Origin of the sequence: Burkholderia sp. HI2714, assembly GCF_002223085.1 — a bacterium.
Taxonomy (GTDB): domain Bacteria; phylum Pseudomonadota; class Gammaproteobacteria; order Burkholderiales; family Burkholderiaceae; genus Burkholderia; species Burkholderia lata_D.
Window position 1 is genome coordinate 25,930 of sequence record NZ_NKFM01000024.1, and the last position, 15,042, is coordinate 40,971.

Annotated in this window: 15 protein-coding genes and 1 tRNA gene; 3 read left to right on the forward strand and 13 right to left on the reverse strand. The window is 64.8% G+C overall.

Going from position 1 to position 15,042, the window contains the following annotated elements; genetic code table 11:
• The 13 genes from nuoF to CFB82_RS12930 all read right to left on the reverse strand — a co-directional run bounded on the left by nuoF (window position 1) and on the right by CFB82_RS12930 (window position 11,691).
• Window positions 1-1,311 (reverse strand): NADH-quinone oxidoreductase subunit NuoF, encoded by a 1,311-nt coding sequence (gene nuoF / locus CFB82_RS12865; RefSeq protein WP_089484337.1) that lies wholly within the window; start codon window positions 1,309-1,311, stop codon window positions 1-3.
• A complete protein-coding gene (gene nuoE / locus CFB82_RS12870; RefSeq protein ID WP_006750460.1) occupies window positions 1,308-1,793 on the reverse strand; it encodes an NADH-quinone oxidoreductase subunit NuoE in 486 nt (161 codons plus the stop codon). The genes nuoF and nuoE overlap by 4 nt, the downstream gene beginning before the upstream one ends.
• Before the next feature lie 171 nt (window positions 1,794-1,964).
• A complete protein-coding gene (locus tag CFB82_RS12875) occupies window positions 1,965-3,218 on the reverse strand; it encodes an NADH-quinone oxidoreductase subunit D (RefSeq protein ID WP_089484338.1) in 1,254 nt (417 codons plus the stop codon).
• Between the two features lie 9 nt (window positions 3,219-3,227).
• On the reverse strand, window positions 3,228-3,830 hold the full coding sequence (locus CFB82_RS12880; protein WP_069248468.1) for an NADH-quinone oxidoreductase subunit C: 603 nt from the start codon (window positions 3,828-3,830) through the stop codon (window positions 3,228-3,230).
• Window positions 3,831-3,851: 21 nt separating this feature from the next.
• Window positions 3,852-4,331: a NuoB/complex I 20 kDa subunit family protein gene (locus CFB82_RS12885; RefSeq protein WP_006398799.1), complete on the reverse strand. Its 480-nt coding sequence runs from the start codon at window positions 4,329-4,331 to the stop codon at window positions 3,852-3,854.
• A 62-nt stretch (window positions 4,332-4,393) separates the two neighbouring features.
• A complete protein-coding gene (locus CFB82_RS12890; protein WP_006398798.1) occupies window positions 4,394-4,753 on the reverse strand; it encodes an NADH-quinone oxidoreductase subunit A in 360 nt (119 codons plus the stop codon).
• Window positions 4,754-4,906: 153 nt separating this feature from the next.
• A tRNA-Leu gene (locus CFB82_RS12895) sits at window positions 4,907-4,991 on the reverse strand.
• Window positions 4,992-5,103: 112 nt separating this feature from the next.
• Entirely contained in the window at window positions 5,104-5,481 is a 378-nt protein-coding gene (secG, locus tag CFB82_RS12900; RefSeq protein WP_089484339.1) for a preprotein translocase subunit SecG, read from the reverse strand.
• A gap of 72 nt (window positions 5,482-5,553) precedes the next feature.
• Window positions 5,554-6,309 carry a triose-phosphate isomerase gene (gene tpiA, locus CFB82_RS12905; RefSeq protein WP_034184885.1) on the reverse strand — a complete coding sequence of 252 codons (756 nt, stop codon included), beginning with the start codon at window positions 6,307-6,309 and terminating at the stop codon, window positions 5,554-5,556.
• A 141-nt stretch (window positions 6,310-6,450) separates the two neighbouring features.
• Window positions 6,451-7,470 carry an NAD(P)H-quinone oxidoreductase gene (locus CFB82_RS12910; RefSeq protein WP_089484340.1) on the reverse strand — a complete coding sequence of 340 codons (1,020 nt, stop codon included), beginning with the start codon at window positions 7,468-7,470 and terminating at the stop codon, window positions 6,451-6,453.
• Window positions 7,471-7,616: 146 nt separating this feature from the next.
• Complete coding sequence (pnp, locus tag CFB82_RS12915; RefSeq protein ID WP_069249336.1) at window positions 7,617-9,764, reverse strand: polyribonucleotide nucleotidyltransferase; 2,148 nt, start codon at window positions 9,762-9,764, stop codon at window positions 7,617-7,619.
• 290 nt (window positions 9,765-10,054) lie between these two features.
• Window positions 10,055-10,324 carry a 30S ribosomal protein S15 gene (gene rpsO / locus CFB82_RS12925; RefSeq protein ID WP_006398792.1) on the reverse strand — a complete coding sequence of 90 codons (270 nt, stop codon included), beginning with the start codon at window positions 10,322-10,324 and terminating at the stop codon, window positions 10,055-10,057.
• A 107-nt stretch (window positions 10,325-10,431) separates the two neighbouring features.
• The gene (locus CFB82_RS12930) at window positions 10,432-11,691 is read right to left on the reverse strand and encodes a branched-chain amino acid ABC transporter substrate-binding protein (RefSeq protein WP_089484341.1); all 1,260 of its coding nucleotides are present in this window, start codon (window positions 11,689-11,691) and stop codon (window positions 10,432-10,434) included.
• A gap of 169 nt (window positions 11,692-11,860) precedes the next feature.
• Between CFB82_RS12930 and CFB82_RS12935 the strand changes: the two genes are divergently transcribed.
• The 3 genes from CFB82_RS12935 to CFB82_RS12945 all read left to right on the forward strand — a co-directional run bounded on the left by CFB82_RS12935 (window position 11,861) and on the right by CFB82_RS12945 (window position 14,984).
• Window positions 11,861-12,373, forward strand: a complete 513-nt coding sequence (locus CFB82_RS12935; RefSeq protein ID WP_069248473.1) for a hypothetical protein — start codon at window positions 11,861-11,863, stop codon at window positions 12,371-12,373.
• Between the two features lie 383 nt (window positions 12,374-12,756).
• Window positions 12,757-13,398: a carbonic anhydrase gene (locus CFB82_RS44540; RefSeq protein WP_089446115.1), complete on the forward strand. Its 642-nt coding sequence runs from the start codon at window positions 12,757-12,759 to the stop codon at window positions 13,396-13,398.
• A 35-nt stretch (window positions 13,399-13,433) separates the two neighbouring features.
• A complete protein-coding gene (locus tag CFB82_RS12945) occupies window positions 13,434-14,984 on the forward strand; it encodes a SulP family inorganic anion transporter (RefSeq protein WP_089484342.1) in 1,551 nt (516 codons plus the stop codon).
• Window positions 14,985-15,042: the final 58 nt, after the last annotated feature.

The window sequence follows — 15,042 nt, forward strand, 5'->3', positions numbered from 1 at the left end:
TCAGGCTGCCGCCGCGTGCGCGTGGCCGCCGACCATGCAGTGCTTGTGCTCGACGTGGTACGCGAATTCGTCCCAGTAGTGCTTGAGCATCCCGCGTACCGGCATCGCCGCCGCATCGCCGAGTGCGCAGATCGTGCGGCCCATGATGTTCTCGGCAACCGAGTTCAGCAGGTCCAGATCTTCCTGGCGGCCTTCGCCGTGCTCGATACGGTTCACGACGCGATACAGCCAGCCGGTGCCTTCACGGCACGGCGTGCACTGGCCGCACGATTCCTCGTAGTAGAAGTACGACAGGCGCAGCAGCGAGCGCACCATGCAGCGCGTCTCGTCCATCACGATCACCGCGCCGGAACCGAGCATCGAGCCCGCCTTCGCGATCGAATCGTAGTCGAGATCCGTCTGCATCATGATGTCGCCCGGGATCACCGGCGCCGACGAACCGCCCGGAATCACGGCCTTGATCTTCTTGCCGCCGCGCATCCCGCCGGCGAGCTCCATCAGCATCGCGAACGGCGTGCCGAGCGGCACTTCGTAGTTGCCCGGACGCTCGACGTCGCCCGACACCGAGAAAATCTTCGTGCCGCCGTTGTTCGGCTTGCCGATCTCGAGGTAATTCTGCGGCCCGATGGACAGCAGGAACGGCACCGCGGCGAACGTCTCGGTGTTGTTGATCGTGGTGGGCTTGCCGTACACGCCGAAACTCGCCGGGAACGGCGGCTTGAAGCGCGGCTGGCCCTTCTTGCCTTCGAGCGACTCGAGCAGCGCCGTTTCTTCGCCGCAGATGTACGCGCCGTACCCGTGGTGCGCGTGCAGCTGGAACGAGAATTCCGAGCCCATGATGTTGTCGCCGAGGAACCCGGCTGCGCGCGCTTCATCGAGCGCGGCTTCGAAGCGTCGATACACTTCGAAGATTTCGCCGTGGATGTAGTTGTAGCCGACGGTGATGCCCATCGCGTACGCGCCGATGGCCATGCCTTCGATCAGCGCGTGCGGGTTCCAGCGCAGGATGTCGCGATCCTTGAACGTGCCCGGCTCGCCTTCGTCCGAGTTGCAGACGAGGTACTTCTGCCCCGGGAACTGGCGCGGCATGAAGCTCCACTTCAGGCCGGTCGGGAAGCCCGCACCGCCACGGCCACGCAGGCCCGACGCCTTGACGTCGGCGATCACCTGCTCGGGCGGAATCTTTTCTTCGAGAATGCGGCGCAGCTGCTTGTAGCCGCCGCGCGCAACGTAATCTTCGAGGTGCCAGTTCTCGCCGTTCAGACCGGCGAGGATCAGCGGTTTGATGTGACGGTCGTGGAGGGACGTCATTTCGAGAGCTCCTCAAGCAGCTGGTCGATCTTCTCGCGGCTCATGAAGCTGCACATTCTGTGATTGTTCACCAGCAGCACCGGCGCATCGCCGCACGAGCCCATGCATTCGCCTTCCTTCAGCGTGAACTTGCCGTCGGGCGTGGTCTCGCCGAAGCCGATGCCCAGCTTCTGTTTCAGGTAGTCGGCAGTCGCTTCCGCGCCACCGTCCGGGCCGAGCTGGCACGGCAGGTTCGTGCAGAGCGTGATCTTGTGCTTGCCGACCGGGTTGAGCTCGTACATCGTGTAGAACGTCGCGACTTCCTGCACGGCAACGGCCGGCATGCCGAGATAGTCCGCGACGAACTGCATCAGTTCGGGCGACAGCCAGCCGTGCTCTTCCTGAGCAACGGCCAACGCCGACATCACGGCGGACTGTTTCTGATCGGCGGGATACTTCGTCAACGCTCGATCGATTTCCTTCAGGCCTTCAGCTGAGATCATTTTCAGACACGACTCTTTCAATTCCTACCGAACGAACAACCTGCCGCACACTGGGGTGCATGGACGGCAGACCTGGCGCTCACTGTTGACAGCTTGCGAAGCCGCGCCGGTTCAGCGCGCATCGCGTGTGACTTGCTGCTCGCCGCCCGCTCGCGCGGGCGGCGCTAACCATTAGCGATCGATTTCGCCGAACACGATGTCCTGCGTACCGATGATCGTGACGGCGTCGGCGATCATGTGACCGCGCGCCATTTCGTCGAGCGACGCCAGGTGCGCGAAACCCGGTGCGCGAATCTTGAGGCGATACGGCTTGTTGGCACCATCCGACACGAGGTAGATGCCGAACTCACCCTTCGGATGCTCGACCGCCGCGTACGCTTCGCCTTCCGGGACATGGAAACCTTCGGTGAAGAGCTTGAAGTGGTGAATCAAGTCTTCCATGTTGGTCTTCATGCCGACGCGCGACGGCGGGGCAACCTTGTGATTGTCCGTCATCACCGGGCCCGGATTCTTGCGGAGCCACTCAATACACTGTTTCGCGATGCGGATCGACTGGCGCATTTCCTCGACGCGCACCAGATAGCGGTCGTAGCAATCGCCGTTCACGCCGACCGGCACGTCGAAATCGAGGCGATCGTACACTTCGTAGGGCTGCTTCTTGCGCAGATCCCAGGCGATGCCCGAGCCGCGCAGCATCGGGCCCGTCATGCCCATCTGCAGCGCACGCTCCGGGCTGACCACGCCGATCCCGACCAGACGCTGTTTCCAGATCCGGTTGTCGGTGAGCAGCGTTTCGTATTCGTCGACGCACTTCGGGAAGCGCGTGAAGAAGTCGTCGATGAAGTCGAGCACCGAGCCGCTGCGCGCTTCGTTCATCTTCGCGAGCGCCTTCTCGTTGCGAATCTTCGACGCCTTGTATTGCGGCATTGCGTCAGGCAGATCGCGATAGACGCCGCCCGGACGGTAGTACGCCGCGTGCATCCGGGCGCCGGACACCGCTTCGTACACGTCCATCAGGTCTTCACGCTCGCGGAACGCGTACAGGAACACGGCCATCGCGCCGACGTCGAGCGCGTGCGCGCCGATCCACATCAGGTGGTTCAGCACGCGCGTGATTTCGTCGAACAGCACGCGGATGTACTGCGCGCGCTCCGGCACGTCGATGCCGAGCAGCTTTTCGATCGCGAGCACGTAGCCGTGCTCGTTGACCATCATCGACACGTAGTCGAGACGGTCCATGTAAGGCACGGACTGGATGAACGTTTTGGATTCCGCGAGTTTTTCCGTCGCGCGGTGCAGCAGGCCGATGTGCGGATCGGCACGCTGGATGACTTCGCCGTCGAGCTCGAGCACGAGGCGCAGCACGCCGTGCGCTGCCGGGTGCTGCGGGCCGAAGTTGAGCGTGTAGTTCTTGATTTCTGCCATGACGCCCCCTTAATGTTTCAGACCGCCATAGCGATCCTCGCGGATCACGCGCGGCGTGATTTCGCGCGGCTCGATCGTCACCGGCTGGTACACGACCCGCTTTTCTTCCGGGTCGTAACGCATTTCGACATAGCCCGACACCGGGAAGTCCTTGCGGAACGGGTGGCCGATGAAGCCGTAGTCGGTGAGGATGCGGCGCAGGTCGGGGTGGCCTTCGAACACGATGCCGTACAGGTCGAACGCTTCGCGCTCATACCAGTTCGCGGAGGTCCAGATGTCGACCAGCGACGCCACGATCGGCAGGTCGTCGTCCGGCGCGAATACGCGCAGGCGCAGGCGCCAGTTGTTCGTGACCGACAGCAGGTGCGACACGGCCGCGAAGCGCGGGCCGTCGTAGGCACCGTCACCGAAGGTCTGGTAGTCGACGCCGCACAGGTCGATCAGTTGCTCGAAACGGAGCTTCGGATCGTCGCGCAGCATCTTTGCGACTTCGAGGTAATCGCTCGCCTTCACGACGAGCGTCAGTTCACCGATCGCTTCGGTGAGGCTCACCACGCGCGCGCCGAGCGCGGCTTCGAGGTTTGCCTTGAGGGTCTCGATTTTGCTTGCCATATTGAGGGGACGCTCGGGGCTTTATTGACGGGCGATGGTATTGGTACGGCGGATCTTCGCCTGAAGCTGGATCACGCCATAGACCAGCGCCTCGGCCGTGGGCGGACAGCCCGGCACATAGACGTCGACCGGCACGATCCGGTCGCAGCCGCGGACCACCGAGTACGAGTAGTGGTAGTAGCCACCGCCGTTCGCGCACGATCCCATCGAGATCACCCAGCGCGGCTCGGCCATCTGGTCGTACACGCGACGCAGCGCGGGCGCCATCTTGTTGCAGAGCGTGCCGGCGACGATCATCACGTCCGACTGGCGCGGGCTCGGGCGAAACACGACGCCGAACCGGTCCAGGTCGTAACGGGCCGCGCCCGCATGCATCATTTCGACGGCGCAACACGCGAGCCCGAACGTCATCGGCCACAGCGAGCCGGTACGCGTCCAGTTGATCAGCTTGTCAGCCGTCGTGGTGACAAACCCTTCCTTCAAGACCCCTTCGATACTCATTTGCTTTCCACTCCAGACGAGCGACCGAGCGTGGCCGCCCATGCAAACCGGCGATTAACCCATCACTCCCAGTCGAGGCCGCCTTTCTTCCAGATATAGGCAAAGCCCAGCAGGAATTCGAGCAGAAAAATCATCATTGCGATGAAACCCGGCCAGCCGATGTCCCGGAGCGCGACGCCCCACGGAAACAGGAATGCGGTTTCGAGATCGAAGATGATGAACAGGATGGCGACGAGGTAGTACCGGACGTCGAATTTCATCCGGGCGTCTTCAAAGGCTTCGAAGCCGCACTCGTACGGTGCGTTCTTCTCGACGTCCGGCTTGTTGGGACCAAGGAGCTTGCCGATGCTGACCAGCGCTATACCTAAACCAGTGCCCACGAGGAGGAACAACAAGACGGGGTAATAGGCTGCGAGGTTCAAGGCAATCCTCTATCGGTTGGTTCTGAGCGTCCGGAGAATACCACTTCCGGCGGAAGGAATCATTTCGGAGTGCGTGCAATCGCAAGACAACCGCAAGCACACCCCAGAAATGAAAAATGCCAGCCACTAGAAGCGGCTGGCATTGAGTAACTTTGGTGCCGACGGCGAGACTCGAACTCGCACAGCTTTCGCCACTACCCCCTCAAGATAGCGTGTCTACCAATTTCACCACGTCGGCACTGCATGCAACCGGGGTTGTAACTACTTGTTTCCCGCGAATCGCTTCAAGAATTAAATTCTAACCTGACTTCCAGAATTGTTCAACGCACAAACGCAAAAATTTGAACTTTTTATTTCGGGACATCCTGGCCCGGCGCGCTTGCAGCCGAACCAGCGGCAGCGGATGCCGCGACAGCCGGCGCCGATGCTGCAGCTGCCGATGCCGGTGCGGTCGCAACCCCACCCAGCACGCCTGCCGACGGCGTCGACTTGTACGAGCCGAGATACGTCAGCGCGAGCGTAGCGACGAAGAAGATCGTCGCGAGAATGCCCGTCGTACGCGACAGGAAGTTCGCCGAGCCCGTTGCACCGAACAGGCTGCCCGACGCGCCGCTGCCGAATGCAGCGCCCATGTCGGCGCCCTTGCCGTGCTGCAACAGCACGAGACCAATCACACCAAGTGCAGACAGCACCTGCACCACAATAATCAGCGTCTTGAATAACAGCATCACACCCACCCGAATGGATCAGGCGACCGGACCGACCGGCCGCCGTCATGGTTCAATTCGATCTCGGACCGCTCAGCGCGCGGCCCGGCAGATCGCCAGGAAATCTTCCGCCTTCAGCGACGCGCCGCCGATCAGGCCACCGTCGATGTCCGGCTGCGCAAACAGCTCTTCCGCGTTGTCCGGCTTCACGCTGCCGCCGTACAGCACGGACACGTCCGCCGCACCCTTTGCCGCGAGACGCGCTCGCAGGAACGCGTGCACGTCCTGTGCCTGCGCCGACGTCGCGCTCTTGCCCGTGCCGATCGCCCAGACCGGCTCGTATGCGACGACGATCCGCGCGGCCTCGTCGGCCGTCAGCACGGCCAGCACCGCATCGAGCTGCGCACCGACCACCTGCTCGGTCGCGCCCGACTCGCGCTCGTCGAGCGTCTCGCCGACGCACACGACAGGCGTGAGCCCCGCTGCGAGCGCGCGTTGCGTCTTCGCCGCGACCGTCTCGTTGCGTTCGCCGTGATACGCGCGGCGCTCCGAGTGACCGACGATCGCATAGCGTGCGCCGAACTCCGCGACCATCGCAGCAGCCACTTCACCGGTGAACGCGCCCTGCTCGTGCGCCGACACGTCCTGCGCACCCCAGGCGACACGGCCGCCGTCGAGCTGCGCCTGAACCTGCGCGAGATACGGGAACGGCACGCACACGCCGACCGACGTTTCGGCCGCCACCGCGCCCGCGCCCTGCACCACTTCGTTCAGCAACGCCTGGTTGCCGGCCAGCCGGCCGTGCATCTTCCAGTTGCCGATCACACGCTTAGTTCTCTGTTTCGACATCGTGTCTGTCTCGTCACCGCTTGGTCATTAACGCGCCGGAAACCGGCCGTCAGGTTTGATCTGGCGAAGCAAACCGGCGATTTTACTGCGCGCGGCTTGAACCGGTCAAACCGCGCATGTCAAGCCCGGCCATACGGGCCGTCAGGCGTTCGTACCCCAATCGAGCACGATCTTGCCGGTGTGCTCGCTGCTTTCCATCAGCGCATGGGCCTGCGCGGCGTCCGCCGCCGGCAATACGCGATAGATCACCGGCTTGATGCGGCCGTCGGCAAGCAGCGGCCACACGCGCGCCTTCAGCTGCGCGGCGATCTGCGCCTTGAGCTCGACCGGACGCGGGCGCAGCGTCGAACCCGTGATGGTCAGCCGGCGACGCAGGATCTCGCCCAGGTTGACGTCGGCCTTCGCGCCGCCGAGCAGCGCGATCAGCACGAGGCGGCCCCCATCCGCGAGCGCGGACAGTTCGCGCGGCACGTACGAGCCGGCCACCATGTCGAGGATCACGTCGACGCCGCGATCGTGCGTCAGCGACTTCACGACCTCGACGAAGTCTTCCGTCTTGTAGTTGATCGCACGCTCCGCGCCGAGCGCCTCGCATGCGCGGCACTTGTCGGCAGTACCGGCCGTCGCGAACACGCGAAAGCCGAGCGCATGCGCGATCTGGATCGCCGTCACGCCGATGCCGCTCGAGCCGCCCTGCACGAGCAGCGTTTCCTGCTCGCCGCCCTCGCCCGCGCCGAGCTGCGCGCGGTCGAACACGTTGCTCCACACCGTGAAAAACGTCTCGGGCAGCGACGCGGCCTCGATATCGGTGAGCCCGTCGGGCACCGGCAGGCATTGCAGCAGCGGCGCGACCGCATATTCCGCATAGCCGCCGCCCGCGAGCAGCGCACACACGCGATCGCCGAGCTTCAGGCCGAACGGGTTCTGAGCGGCGTCCGACAGGTCGCCGCCGACGATCTCGCCCGCGACCTCGAGGCCCGGCAAATCCGACGCACCCGGCGGCGGCGCATACGCACCCTTGCGCTGGAACACGTCGGGCCGGTTCACGCCGGAAGCCGCCACCTTGATCAGCACTTCGCCGCGCTTCGGTTCGGGGCGCGGACGCTCCGCAAGCTTCAGCACGTCGGAGGCGCCGAACTCGGTGATTTCGATGGCTTTCATGGTGAGGGTCGCTCCAGGATCGGAATCGGATGGCGCGCCCGCACGCGGCACGGGCGCCTGGCCGGCGCTGCTGCGCCGCACAACGATGCTACAGAAAAAACGGCCGGCACGCTTTCGCACTGCCGGCCGTTGGTCCGCCTATCCGCTTATTGCTGCGGCGGCGTGTCCGACTGCGACGCCGCCGCTGCTTCGTTCAGCAGCGCCTTTGCCGACAGACGTACGCGACCCTTTTCGTCCGTCTGGATGACCTTGACCTTCACTTGCTGGCCTTCCTTCAGGTAGTCGTTGATGTCCTTCACACGCTCGTTGACGATTTCCGAGATGTGCAGCAGGCCATCCTTGCCCGGCAGCAGGTTCACGATCGCGCCGAAATCGAGCAGCTTCAGAACCGTGCCTTCGTACACCTGGCCGACTTCGATCTCGGCCGTGATCTGCTCGATGCGCTTCTTCGCTTCGGCCATGCCGTCGCTGTTCGTGCTCGCGATCGTCACGACGCCGTCGTCGGAGATGTCGATGGTCGTGCCGGTTTCTTCCGTCAGCGCGCGGATCACCGAACCGCCCTTGCCGATCACGTCGCGGATCTTTTCCGGGTTGATCTTGATCGTGATCATGCGCGGCGCGAATTCCGACAGTTGCGTGTTCGCACCCGAAACCGCCGACGTCATCTTGCCGAGGATGTGCATACGGCCTTCCTTCGCCTGCGCGAGCGCGACCTGCATGATTTCCTTCGTGATGCCCTGGATCTTGATGTCCATCTGCAGTGCCGTCACGCCTTGCTCCGTGCCGGCCACCTTGAAGTCCATGTCGCCGAGGTGATCTTCGTCGCCGAGGATGTCGGTCAGCACCGCGAACTTGTTGCCTTCGAGGATCAGGCCCATCGCGATACCCGCGACGTGCGCCTTCATCGGCACGCCGGCGTCCATCAGCGCGAGGCAGCCGCCGCACACCGATGCCATCGACGACGAACCGTTCGATTCGGTGATTTCCGACACGACGCGGATCGAGTAGCCGAATTCGTCGGCGCTCGGCAGGCACTTGACCAGTGCACGCTTCGCGAGGCGGCCGTGGCCGATTTCGCGGCGCTTCGGCGAGCCGACGCGGCCCGTTTCGCCGGTCGCGAACGGGGGCATGTTGTAGTGGAGCATGAAGCGCTCGCGGTACTCGCCTTCGAGCGCGTCGATGATCTGCTCGTCACCCTTCGTGCCGAGCGTCGCGACGACCAGCGCCTGCGTCTCGCCGCGCGTGAACAGCGCCGAGCCGTGGGTACGCGGCAGCACGCCGGTGCGGATTTCGATCGGGCGCACGGTGCGCGTGTCGCGACCGTCGATGCGCGGCTCGCCGTTCAGGATCTGCGAACGGACGATCTTCGCCTCGATGTCGAACAGCACGTTGCCGACCGTTGCCTTGTCGGCTGCGACCGTACCTGCTGCCAGCGCATCTTCCTCGAGCTTCGCCGAGGTTGCCGCGTAGACTTCCTTCAGCTTCGTCGAGCGTGCCTGCTTGTCGCGGAGCTGGTAAGCAGCGAGCAGGTCGTTCTGTGCCAGCTCGGTCACGCGCGCGATCAGCGCTTCGTTCTTCGGCGCCGGCTGCCAGTCCCACTCGGGCTTGCCGCCTTCGCGGACCAGTTCGTGGATCGCGTCGATCGCGACCTGCATTTGCTCGTGGCCGAACACCACGGCGCCCAGCATCACTTCTTCCGACAGCTGGTCGGCTTCCGATTCGACCATCAGCACGGCACGTTCCGTACCCGCGACGACGAGGTCGAGGCTCGACGCCTTGATCTGGTCACGCGTCGGGTTCAGCACGTACGCGTTGTCGATGTAGGCCACGCGTGCGGCACCGACCGGGCCGTTGAACGGCAGGCCCGACACGGCGAGCGCAGCCGATGCGCCGATCAGCGCGGGGATGTCCGCCGGGATTTCCGGGTTCACGGACAGCACGTGGATCACGACCTGGACTTCGTTGTAGAAGCCTTCCGGGAACAGCGGGCGCAGCGGACGGTCGATCAGGCGCGACGTCAGCGTCTCGTGTTCCGACGGACGGCCTTCGCGACGGAAGAAGCCGCCCGGGATCTTGCCGGCCGAGTAGGTCTTCTCGAGGTAGTCGACGGTCAGCGGGAAGAAATCCTGACCCGGCTTCGCCGACTTCGCGCCGACGACGGTTGCCAGCACGACGGTGTCTTCGACGTCGACGATCACGGCGCCGCTTGCCTGGCGAGCGACTTCACCGGTTTCGAGGCGCACCTTGTGCTGGCCCCACTGGAATTCCTTCACGACCTTGTTGAACATGGACATGGTTGCTCCTTTGAATTCATGCATTTCATTCGCCGCGCCGGCCATCCCGCGCGGCGGCGTCCCGACCGAATCACCCGGAGCAAGGTGTGTTTTTTATGCCATTCCAGCGCGGCGCTCGTACAGCGACGCGCTGGAATGACACAAATCCTGCCCCGGTATCAGTCGTTGCGGCAGTCCCGCACAACCGTGCCGGACAGCCTGCGGTGCGCGTGACGCTACGCACCGCGCAAAAACAAAATGCCTGTATCAGCGCACTGACACAGGCATCTTGCTGGCGGCAATCGCCTCGATTACTTACGCAGACCCAGCTTCTCGATCAGTGCGCGGTAACGGTCGGCATCCTTGCCCTTGAGGTAGTCGAGCAGCTTGCGGCGGCGGCTCACCATGCGCAGCAGGCCGCGGCGGCTGTGGTGATCCTTCGCGTGGGTCTTGAAGTGACCCGTCAGTTCGACGATACGTGCGGTCAGCAGTGCGACCTGAACTTCGGGCGACCCCGTGTCGTTGGTACCGCGGGCGAACTGAGCAACAACTTCCGACTTCTTGATATCTGCAACAGACATGTGATTTCCTTTCTAACTGAACAGGCGGACACGGAAGAATGGCCGTGCCGTGACTTACAACCGGCGCGCATTGTAGCACAACTCCACGCCGTTCTTACCGCCTCCTGTCACGGGCGCGTCATCGAGCAGGTGGACGGCATCTCCGTGCGCGGCACCGGCACCGCGAGCACGGTCCGGAAGCCATAGCCCGAACCCTCGTTGTCGAAGCGCACGCCCGGCGTGCCGGCCTTGTCCATCTCCATCACGTAAAGGGGCTGGATCAGCTGGTGATCCTGCGCGCGCATCTTCGATGCGTGGAAGCCATCGTCGAACGACAGGCCCTCGAGCGCGCGCGCGACCGCGACGGGGTCGGCCGACCCCGCGCGATTCATCGCGGCGGCCAGCATCTCGATCATCAGGCTCATCCGCCGCACCGGATAGTCGTCCTGGGCGGCCGGAAAACGGCTCCGGAACGCGCGGTAGAACGCATCCGATTTCGCACCGCCCGCGTTCGGGTGCCAGTCCGCCACGGCCACGACCCGTCCGACCCCGGCATCGCCGAGCGCCGCCGGCGCGCCGAGGCTGTTGCCGTAGAAGGTATAGAACTTCGCATTCAGCCCCTGCTCGCGCGCCGCCTTCACGAGCAGCGTGAGGTCGTTGCCCCAATTGCCGGTCACGACGGCGTCGGCGCCGCTCGCACGGATCTTCGCGATGTACGGCGAGAAGTCCTTGATCCGGCCGATCGGGTGGAATTCATCGCCGGCGATCGTCACGTCCGGGCGCCGCGCGGCCAGTGCCTGCCGGGCGAGCGTGCTGACGTCGCGGCCGAAGCTGTAGTCCTGGTTCAGCAGGTAGACCTTGTGGAGCGCGCGGTCGCGCGCCATCACGTCCGCAAGCGCGGCCATCCGCATGCCCGCGTGCGCATCGAAGCGGAAATGCCAGAAACTGCAGCGCGCGCCGGTCAGCGCCGGATCGTCGGCCGAATAGTTAAGGAACAGCATCCGGTTGTCCGGATCGCGCGCGTTCAGCTTGTCGAGCGCCGCGACGAGCGCGGCCGCGACGGCCGAGCTGTTGCCCTGCGTGACGAACCCGATATGACGGTCCGCGGCCGCACGCAACTGCACAAGCGCCTCCTCGGGGCTGCCCTTGCTGTCGAGCACGACGAGTTCGAGCGGATGCGCACCGTCGCGCAGCTTCACGCCACCCGCCGCGTTGACCTGCTCGACGCCGAAGCGCAGGTTGCGCTCGACCGCCGCGCCCGCATTCGCGAACGGGCCCGACATCCCTTCGATCAGCGCGATCCGCACCGGCTCGCCGCCGGCAAACGCGGACGACACCAGCATCCACCCCGCGCTCAGCGCGAGCGCGCACCGCTTCCACCCCTGCATCGGCCACCTGCCCTTCAATCTGCCTGAGAAGCGCGGATCATAGGCCGGCGCCCCCGCCGCCCGCAAGCGCGACGCGCCCGGCGATCCGCACCGATTTTTTCCGCGCGATGCGCGGTCGCATGCCGTCCGTGATAAAACGAGACTTGTTTCCGTGTTCTGGAGAACCCCCATGCGCATTCGCATTTCCGCGCGCCTGCCGGTGCTGGTCGCCAGCGCCGCCGCGCTGCTGGCCGGTTGCGCGCAACCGTGGCAGCAATACCAGGCCGGCCAGGACGAGTCGGCGATCGTCGCACGCATGGGCCCGCCGCGCGAGATCTACGACCTGCCCGGCGGCGGCAAGCGCCTGATGTGGCCGACCCAGCCGATGGGCGAAATCACCATCGCGGCCGACGTCGACGCGGCCCACAAGATCGTCAACGTGCGCCAGGTCCTGCAGCCGAACGAGTTCTATCGCGCAGAGATCGGCAAGTGGACGAAGACCGATGTCCTCGTGAACTTCGGACGCCCCGTCGAGACGTCCTATTTCCCGCTGATGAAGCGCGAGGTGTGGACCTACCGGTATCTCGAGGACAACGTCTGGTACATGATGTACAGCTTCTACTTCGATCCGCAGGGCATCCTGCGCATCACGCAGAAAACGCCCGACCCGCTGCACGACCCCGACCGCCGCAACCTGTTCTGACCGATTACGCATTTACGCGCAATATTCAGCATGGCCATTCACGAATACAGTGCGTGAATGGCCATTTCCTTTTTTCCGCTTTCTGATTAATTCGGAAAATGCGACGGAAATCTTTTCCGATCAGTGACATTCCGATGGCAACTCGCTGACATCCCCGTCATACGGGCCTTTGCGCGGAAACAGGCATGCGCAGTGCATGTCATGCGGCGAACTGGTGCACGCAATGCACTATGCCAAATCAATTTGAAACAATTTGTTTCAGTACCCCCGAAGTGCTAGGGCATACCCCTAATATCAGTCGAAAACCAACCTTTCAATTTAGAAAGAATGCCATTGCGACATTTTTGCCGATATTCGTTTGCCTTTATCACAAAGGAGTCCTCATGAATCGCCCCAAGAGCATGCTGGTTGCCAACATCGCCTGGGCCCGCGAAACGCGTGAATACACGCCCGGCTTCTTCGACGCGCTCGCGCGCGGCCAGAATCCGCGCGTGCTGTGGATCGGCTGCGCCGACAGCCGCGTGCCGGCCGAGACCATCACGCACTGCGCGCCCGGCGAGTTGTTCGTCCATCGCAACATCGCGAACCTGTTCCATCCCGACGACGACAATTCCGCCAGCGTCCTCGAGTACGCGGTGCGCGTGCTGCAGGTCGACCACGTGATCGTGTGCGGGCACTACGGATGCGGCGGCGTACGCGCGTCGCTGCTGCCGCCGCCGTCCGACCTGCCGCACGTCGCCCGTCGCATCGCGCCGCTGTGCGCGCTCGCGCGGCGCCACCGCGACGCGCTGGACGGGCTCGACGACACCGCCGCCGCCGACCGCCTCGCCGAACTCAACGTGCTCGAACAGGTGCGGCTGCTGCGCGCGTCCCCGATCGTGCAGGGCCGCGAACGGCCGCCGCTCGTGCACGGCTGGATCTTTTCGCTCGCCGACGGCCGCCTGCAGGAACTCGATTCCGGCTACACCACCCCGTCCGTCGACGTCGAACCCGTGCAGGCCGCGACGGCCGGTGCGCTCGGCTGACCTACCCGCCCCAAGCCAATGAAATCGCCCCAACCATGAAACTGAACGAGCGCCTGTCCACCCTGCCGCGCGACATCGTCGCCGGCGTCGTCGTGTTCCTCGTCGCGCTGCCGCTGTGTCTCGGCATCGCCAATGCATCCGGCGTCGAGCCATTCGCCGGGCTCGTGTCGGGCATCGTCGGCGGCATCGTCGTCGCGTTGCTGAGCGGCTCGTCGCTGTCCGTCAGCGGGCCGGCCGCCGGCCTCGTCGTGATCGTCGTCGAAGGCATCGCGCAACTCGGCAGCTTCTCCGCGTTCCTGCTCGCGGTGCTGCTGTCCGGCGTACTGCAGTTCGGGTTCGGCATGCTGCGCGCCGGCCGTTTCGCCGCCTATGTGCCGTCGCCCGTCATCAAGGGCATGCTCGCCGCGATCGGCCTCCTGCTGATCGTGAAGCAGATTCCGTTCGCCTTCGGTATCGGCGGCTCGGCCGCGCAATCGTTCGCGAATTGGCCGGGCCTGCCGGTCGCGTGGGCCGCGACGGCCATCGCGCTCGCCTCGCTGGCGCTGCTGGTCGCATGGGATACGCCCGCGCTACGCCGCTTCGCGCTGGTGCGCTCGGTGCCGGCCCCGCTTGCGGTGGTCGTGCTGGGGATCGGCGCCACGCTCGTGCTGAGCGTCGTCGCGCCGTCCGTTGCGCCGGGCGCCGCCCATCGCGTGACGCTGCCCGAACTCGGATCGTTCGCGGCCTTCGCGGCGTCGCTCAAGCATGCGGAGCTCGGCCCGAACTTCGCGCAGCTGGTCAATCCGGACGTGTGGCGCGTCGCGATCACGCTTGCGGTCGTCGCAAGCCTCGAGACGCTGCTGAGCCTCGAAGCCGTCGAGCAGATCGACCCGAAGCGCCGCCCGACCCAGCCCGACCGCGAGCTCAAGGCCCAGGGCGTCGGCAACCTCGTCGCCGGCGCGGTCGGCGGGCTGCCGATCACGTCGGTGATCGTGCGCAGTTCGGTGAACGTCAATGCAGGCGCGCAAAGCCGGATGTCGGCGATCGTGCACGGGATGCTGCTGCTCGCGAGCGTGTTCGCGCTCACCGGCCTGATCAACCTGATCCCGCTCGCGAGCCTGGCCGCGATCCTGATCCACACCGGCTTCAAGCTCGCGAAACCGGCGCTGTTCCGCTCGGTGATGAAACAGGGGCCGGCCGCATTCGTGCCGTTCGCCGCGACGATTGCCGGCGTGCTCGCGGTCGACCTGCTGTTCGGCATCGCGCTCGGCCTTGCCTGCAGCGTGCTGGCGGTCGCCGTCGCAAACCTGAAGAGTCCCGTCACGCTCGCGCAGCACGACGACCACTTCCTGCTGTCGTTCCGCAAGGACGTGTCGTTTCTCGGCAAGGTGCAGGTCAAGCATCACCTGCGGCACATTCCCGACCGGGCCGCGGTGATCATCGACGCGACGCGCGCCGACTACATCGATCACGACGTGCTCGAACTGCTCGACGCGTTCGTCGCCGATGCGCCGCGACGCGGCATCGCGGTCGAGTTCCGGCGGCGCAGCCCGGCGCAGCGCACGGCCGCGCGTCGCTGGCTGTTCCGTGCGCCGGCCGCCGAATGAGCGGTGGATGAGTAGGTGAATGAAAAACGCCCCAAAGGTCGGATCAAAAATCCAACTT

Coding starts and splice junctions, on each gene's coding strand:
- nuoF (WP_089484337.1), bottom strand. CDS start 1,311: ATGACGTCCCTCCACGACCGTCACATCAAACCGCTGATCCTCGCCGGT.
- nuoE (WP_006750460.1), bottom strand. CDS start 1,793: ATGATCTCAGCTGAAGGCCTGAAGGAAATCGATCGAGCGTTGACGAAG.
- CFB82_RS12875 (WP_089484338.1), bottom strand. CDS start 3,218: ATGGCAGAAATCAAGAACTACACGCTCAACTTCGGCCCGCAGCACCCG.
- CFB82_RS12880 (WP_069248468.1), bottom strand. CDS start 3,830: ATGGCAAGCAAAATCGAGACCCTCAAGGCAAACCTCGAAGCCGCGCTC.
- CFB82_RS12885 (WP_006398799.1), bottom strand. CDS start 4,331: ATGAGTATCGAAGGGGTCTTGAAGGAAGGGTTTGTCACCACGACGGCT.
- secG (WP_089484339.1), bottom strand. CDS start 5,481: ATGCTGTTATTCAAGACGCTGATTATTGTGGTGCAGGTGCTGTCTGCA.
- tpiA (WP_034184885.1), bottom strand. CDS start 6,309: ATGTCGAAACAGAGAACTAAGCGTGTGATCGGCAACTGGAAGATGCAC.
- CFB82_RS12910 (WP_089484340.1), bottom strand. CDS start 7,470: ATGAAAGCCATCGAAATCACCGAGTTCGGCGCCTCCGACGTGCTGAAG.
- pnp (WP_069249336.1), bottom strand. CDS start 9,764: ATGTCCATGTTCAACAAGGTCGTGAAGGAATTCCAGTGGGGCCAGCAC.
- rpsO (WP_006398792.1), bottom strand. CDS start 10,324: ATGTCTGTTGCAGATATCAAGAAGTCGGAAGTTGTTGCTCAGTTCGCC.
- CFB82_RS12930 (WP_089484341.1), bottom strand. CDS start 11,691: ATGCAGGGGTGGAAGCGGTGCGCGCTCGCGCTGAGCGCGGGGTGGATG.
- CFB82_RS12935 (WP_069248473.1), top strand. CDS start 11,861: ATGCGCATTCGCATTTCCGCGCGCCTGCCGGTGCTGGTCGCCAGCGCC.
- CFB82_RS44540 (WP_089446115.1), top strand. CDS start 12,757: ATGAATCGCCCCAAGAGCATGCTGGTTGCCAACATCGCCTGGGCCCGC.
- CFB82_RS12945 (WP_089484342.1), top strand. CDS start 13,434: ATGAAACTGAACGAGCGCCTGTCCACCCTGCCGCGCGACATCGTCGCC.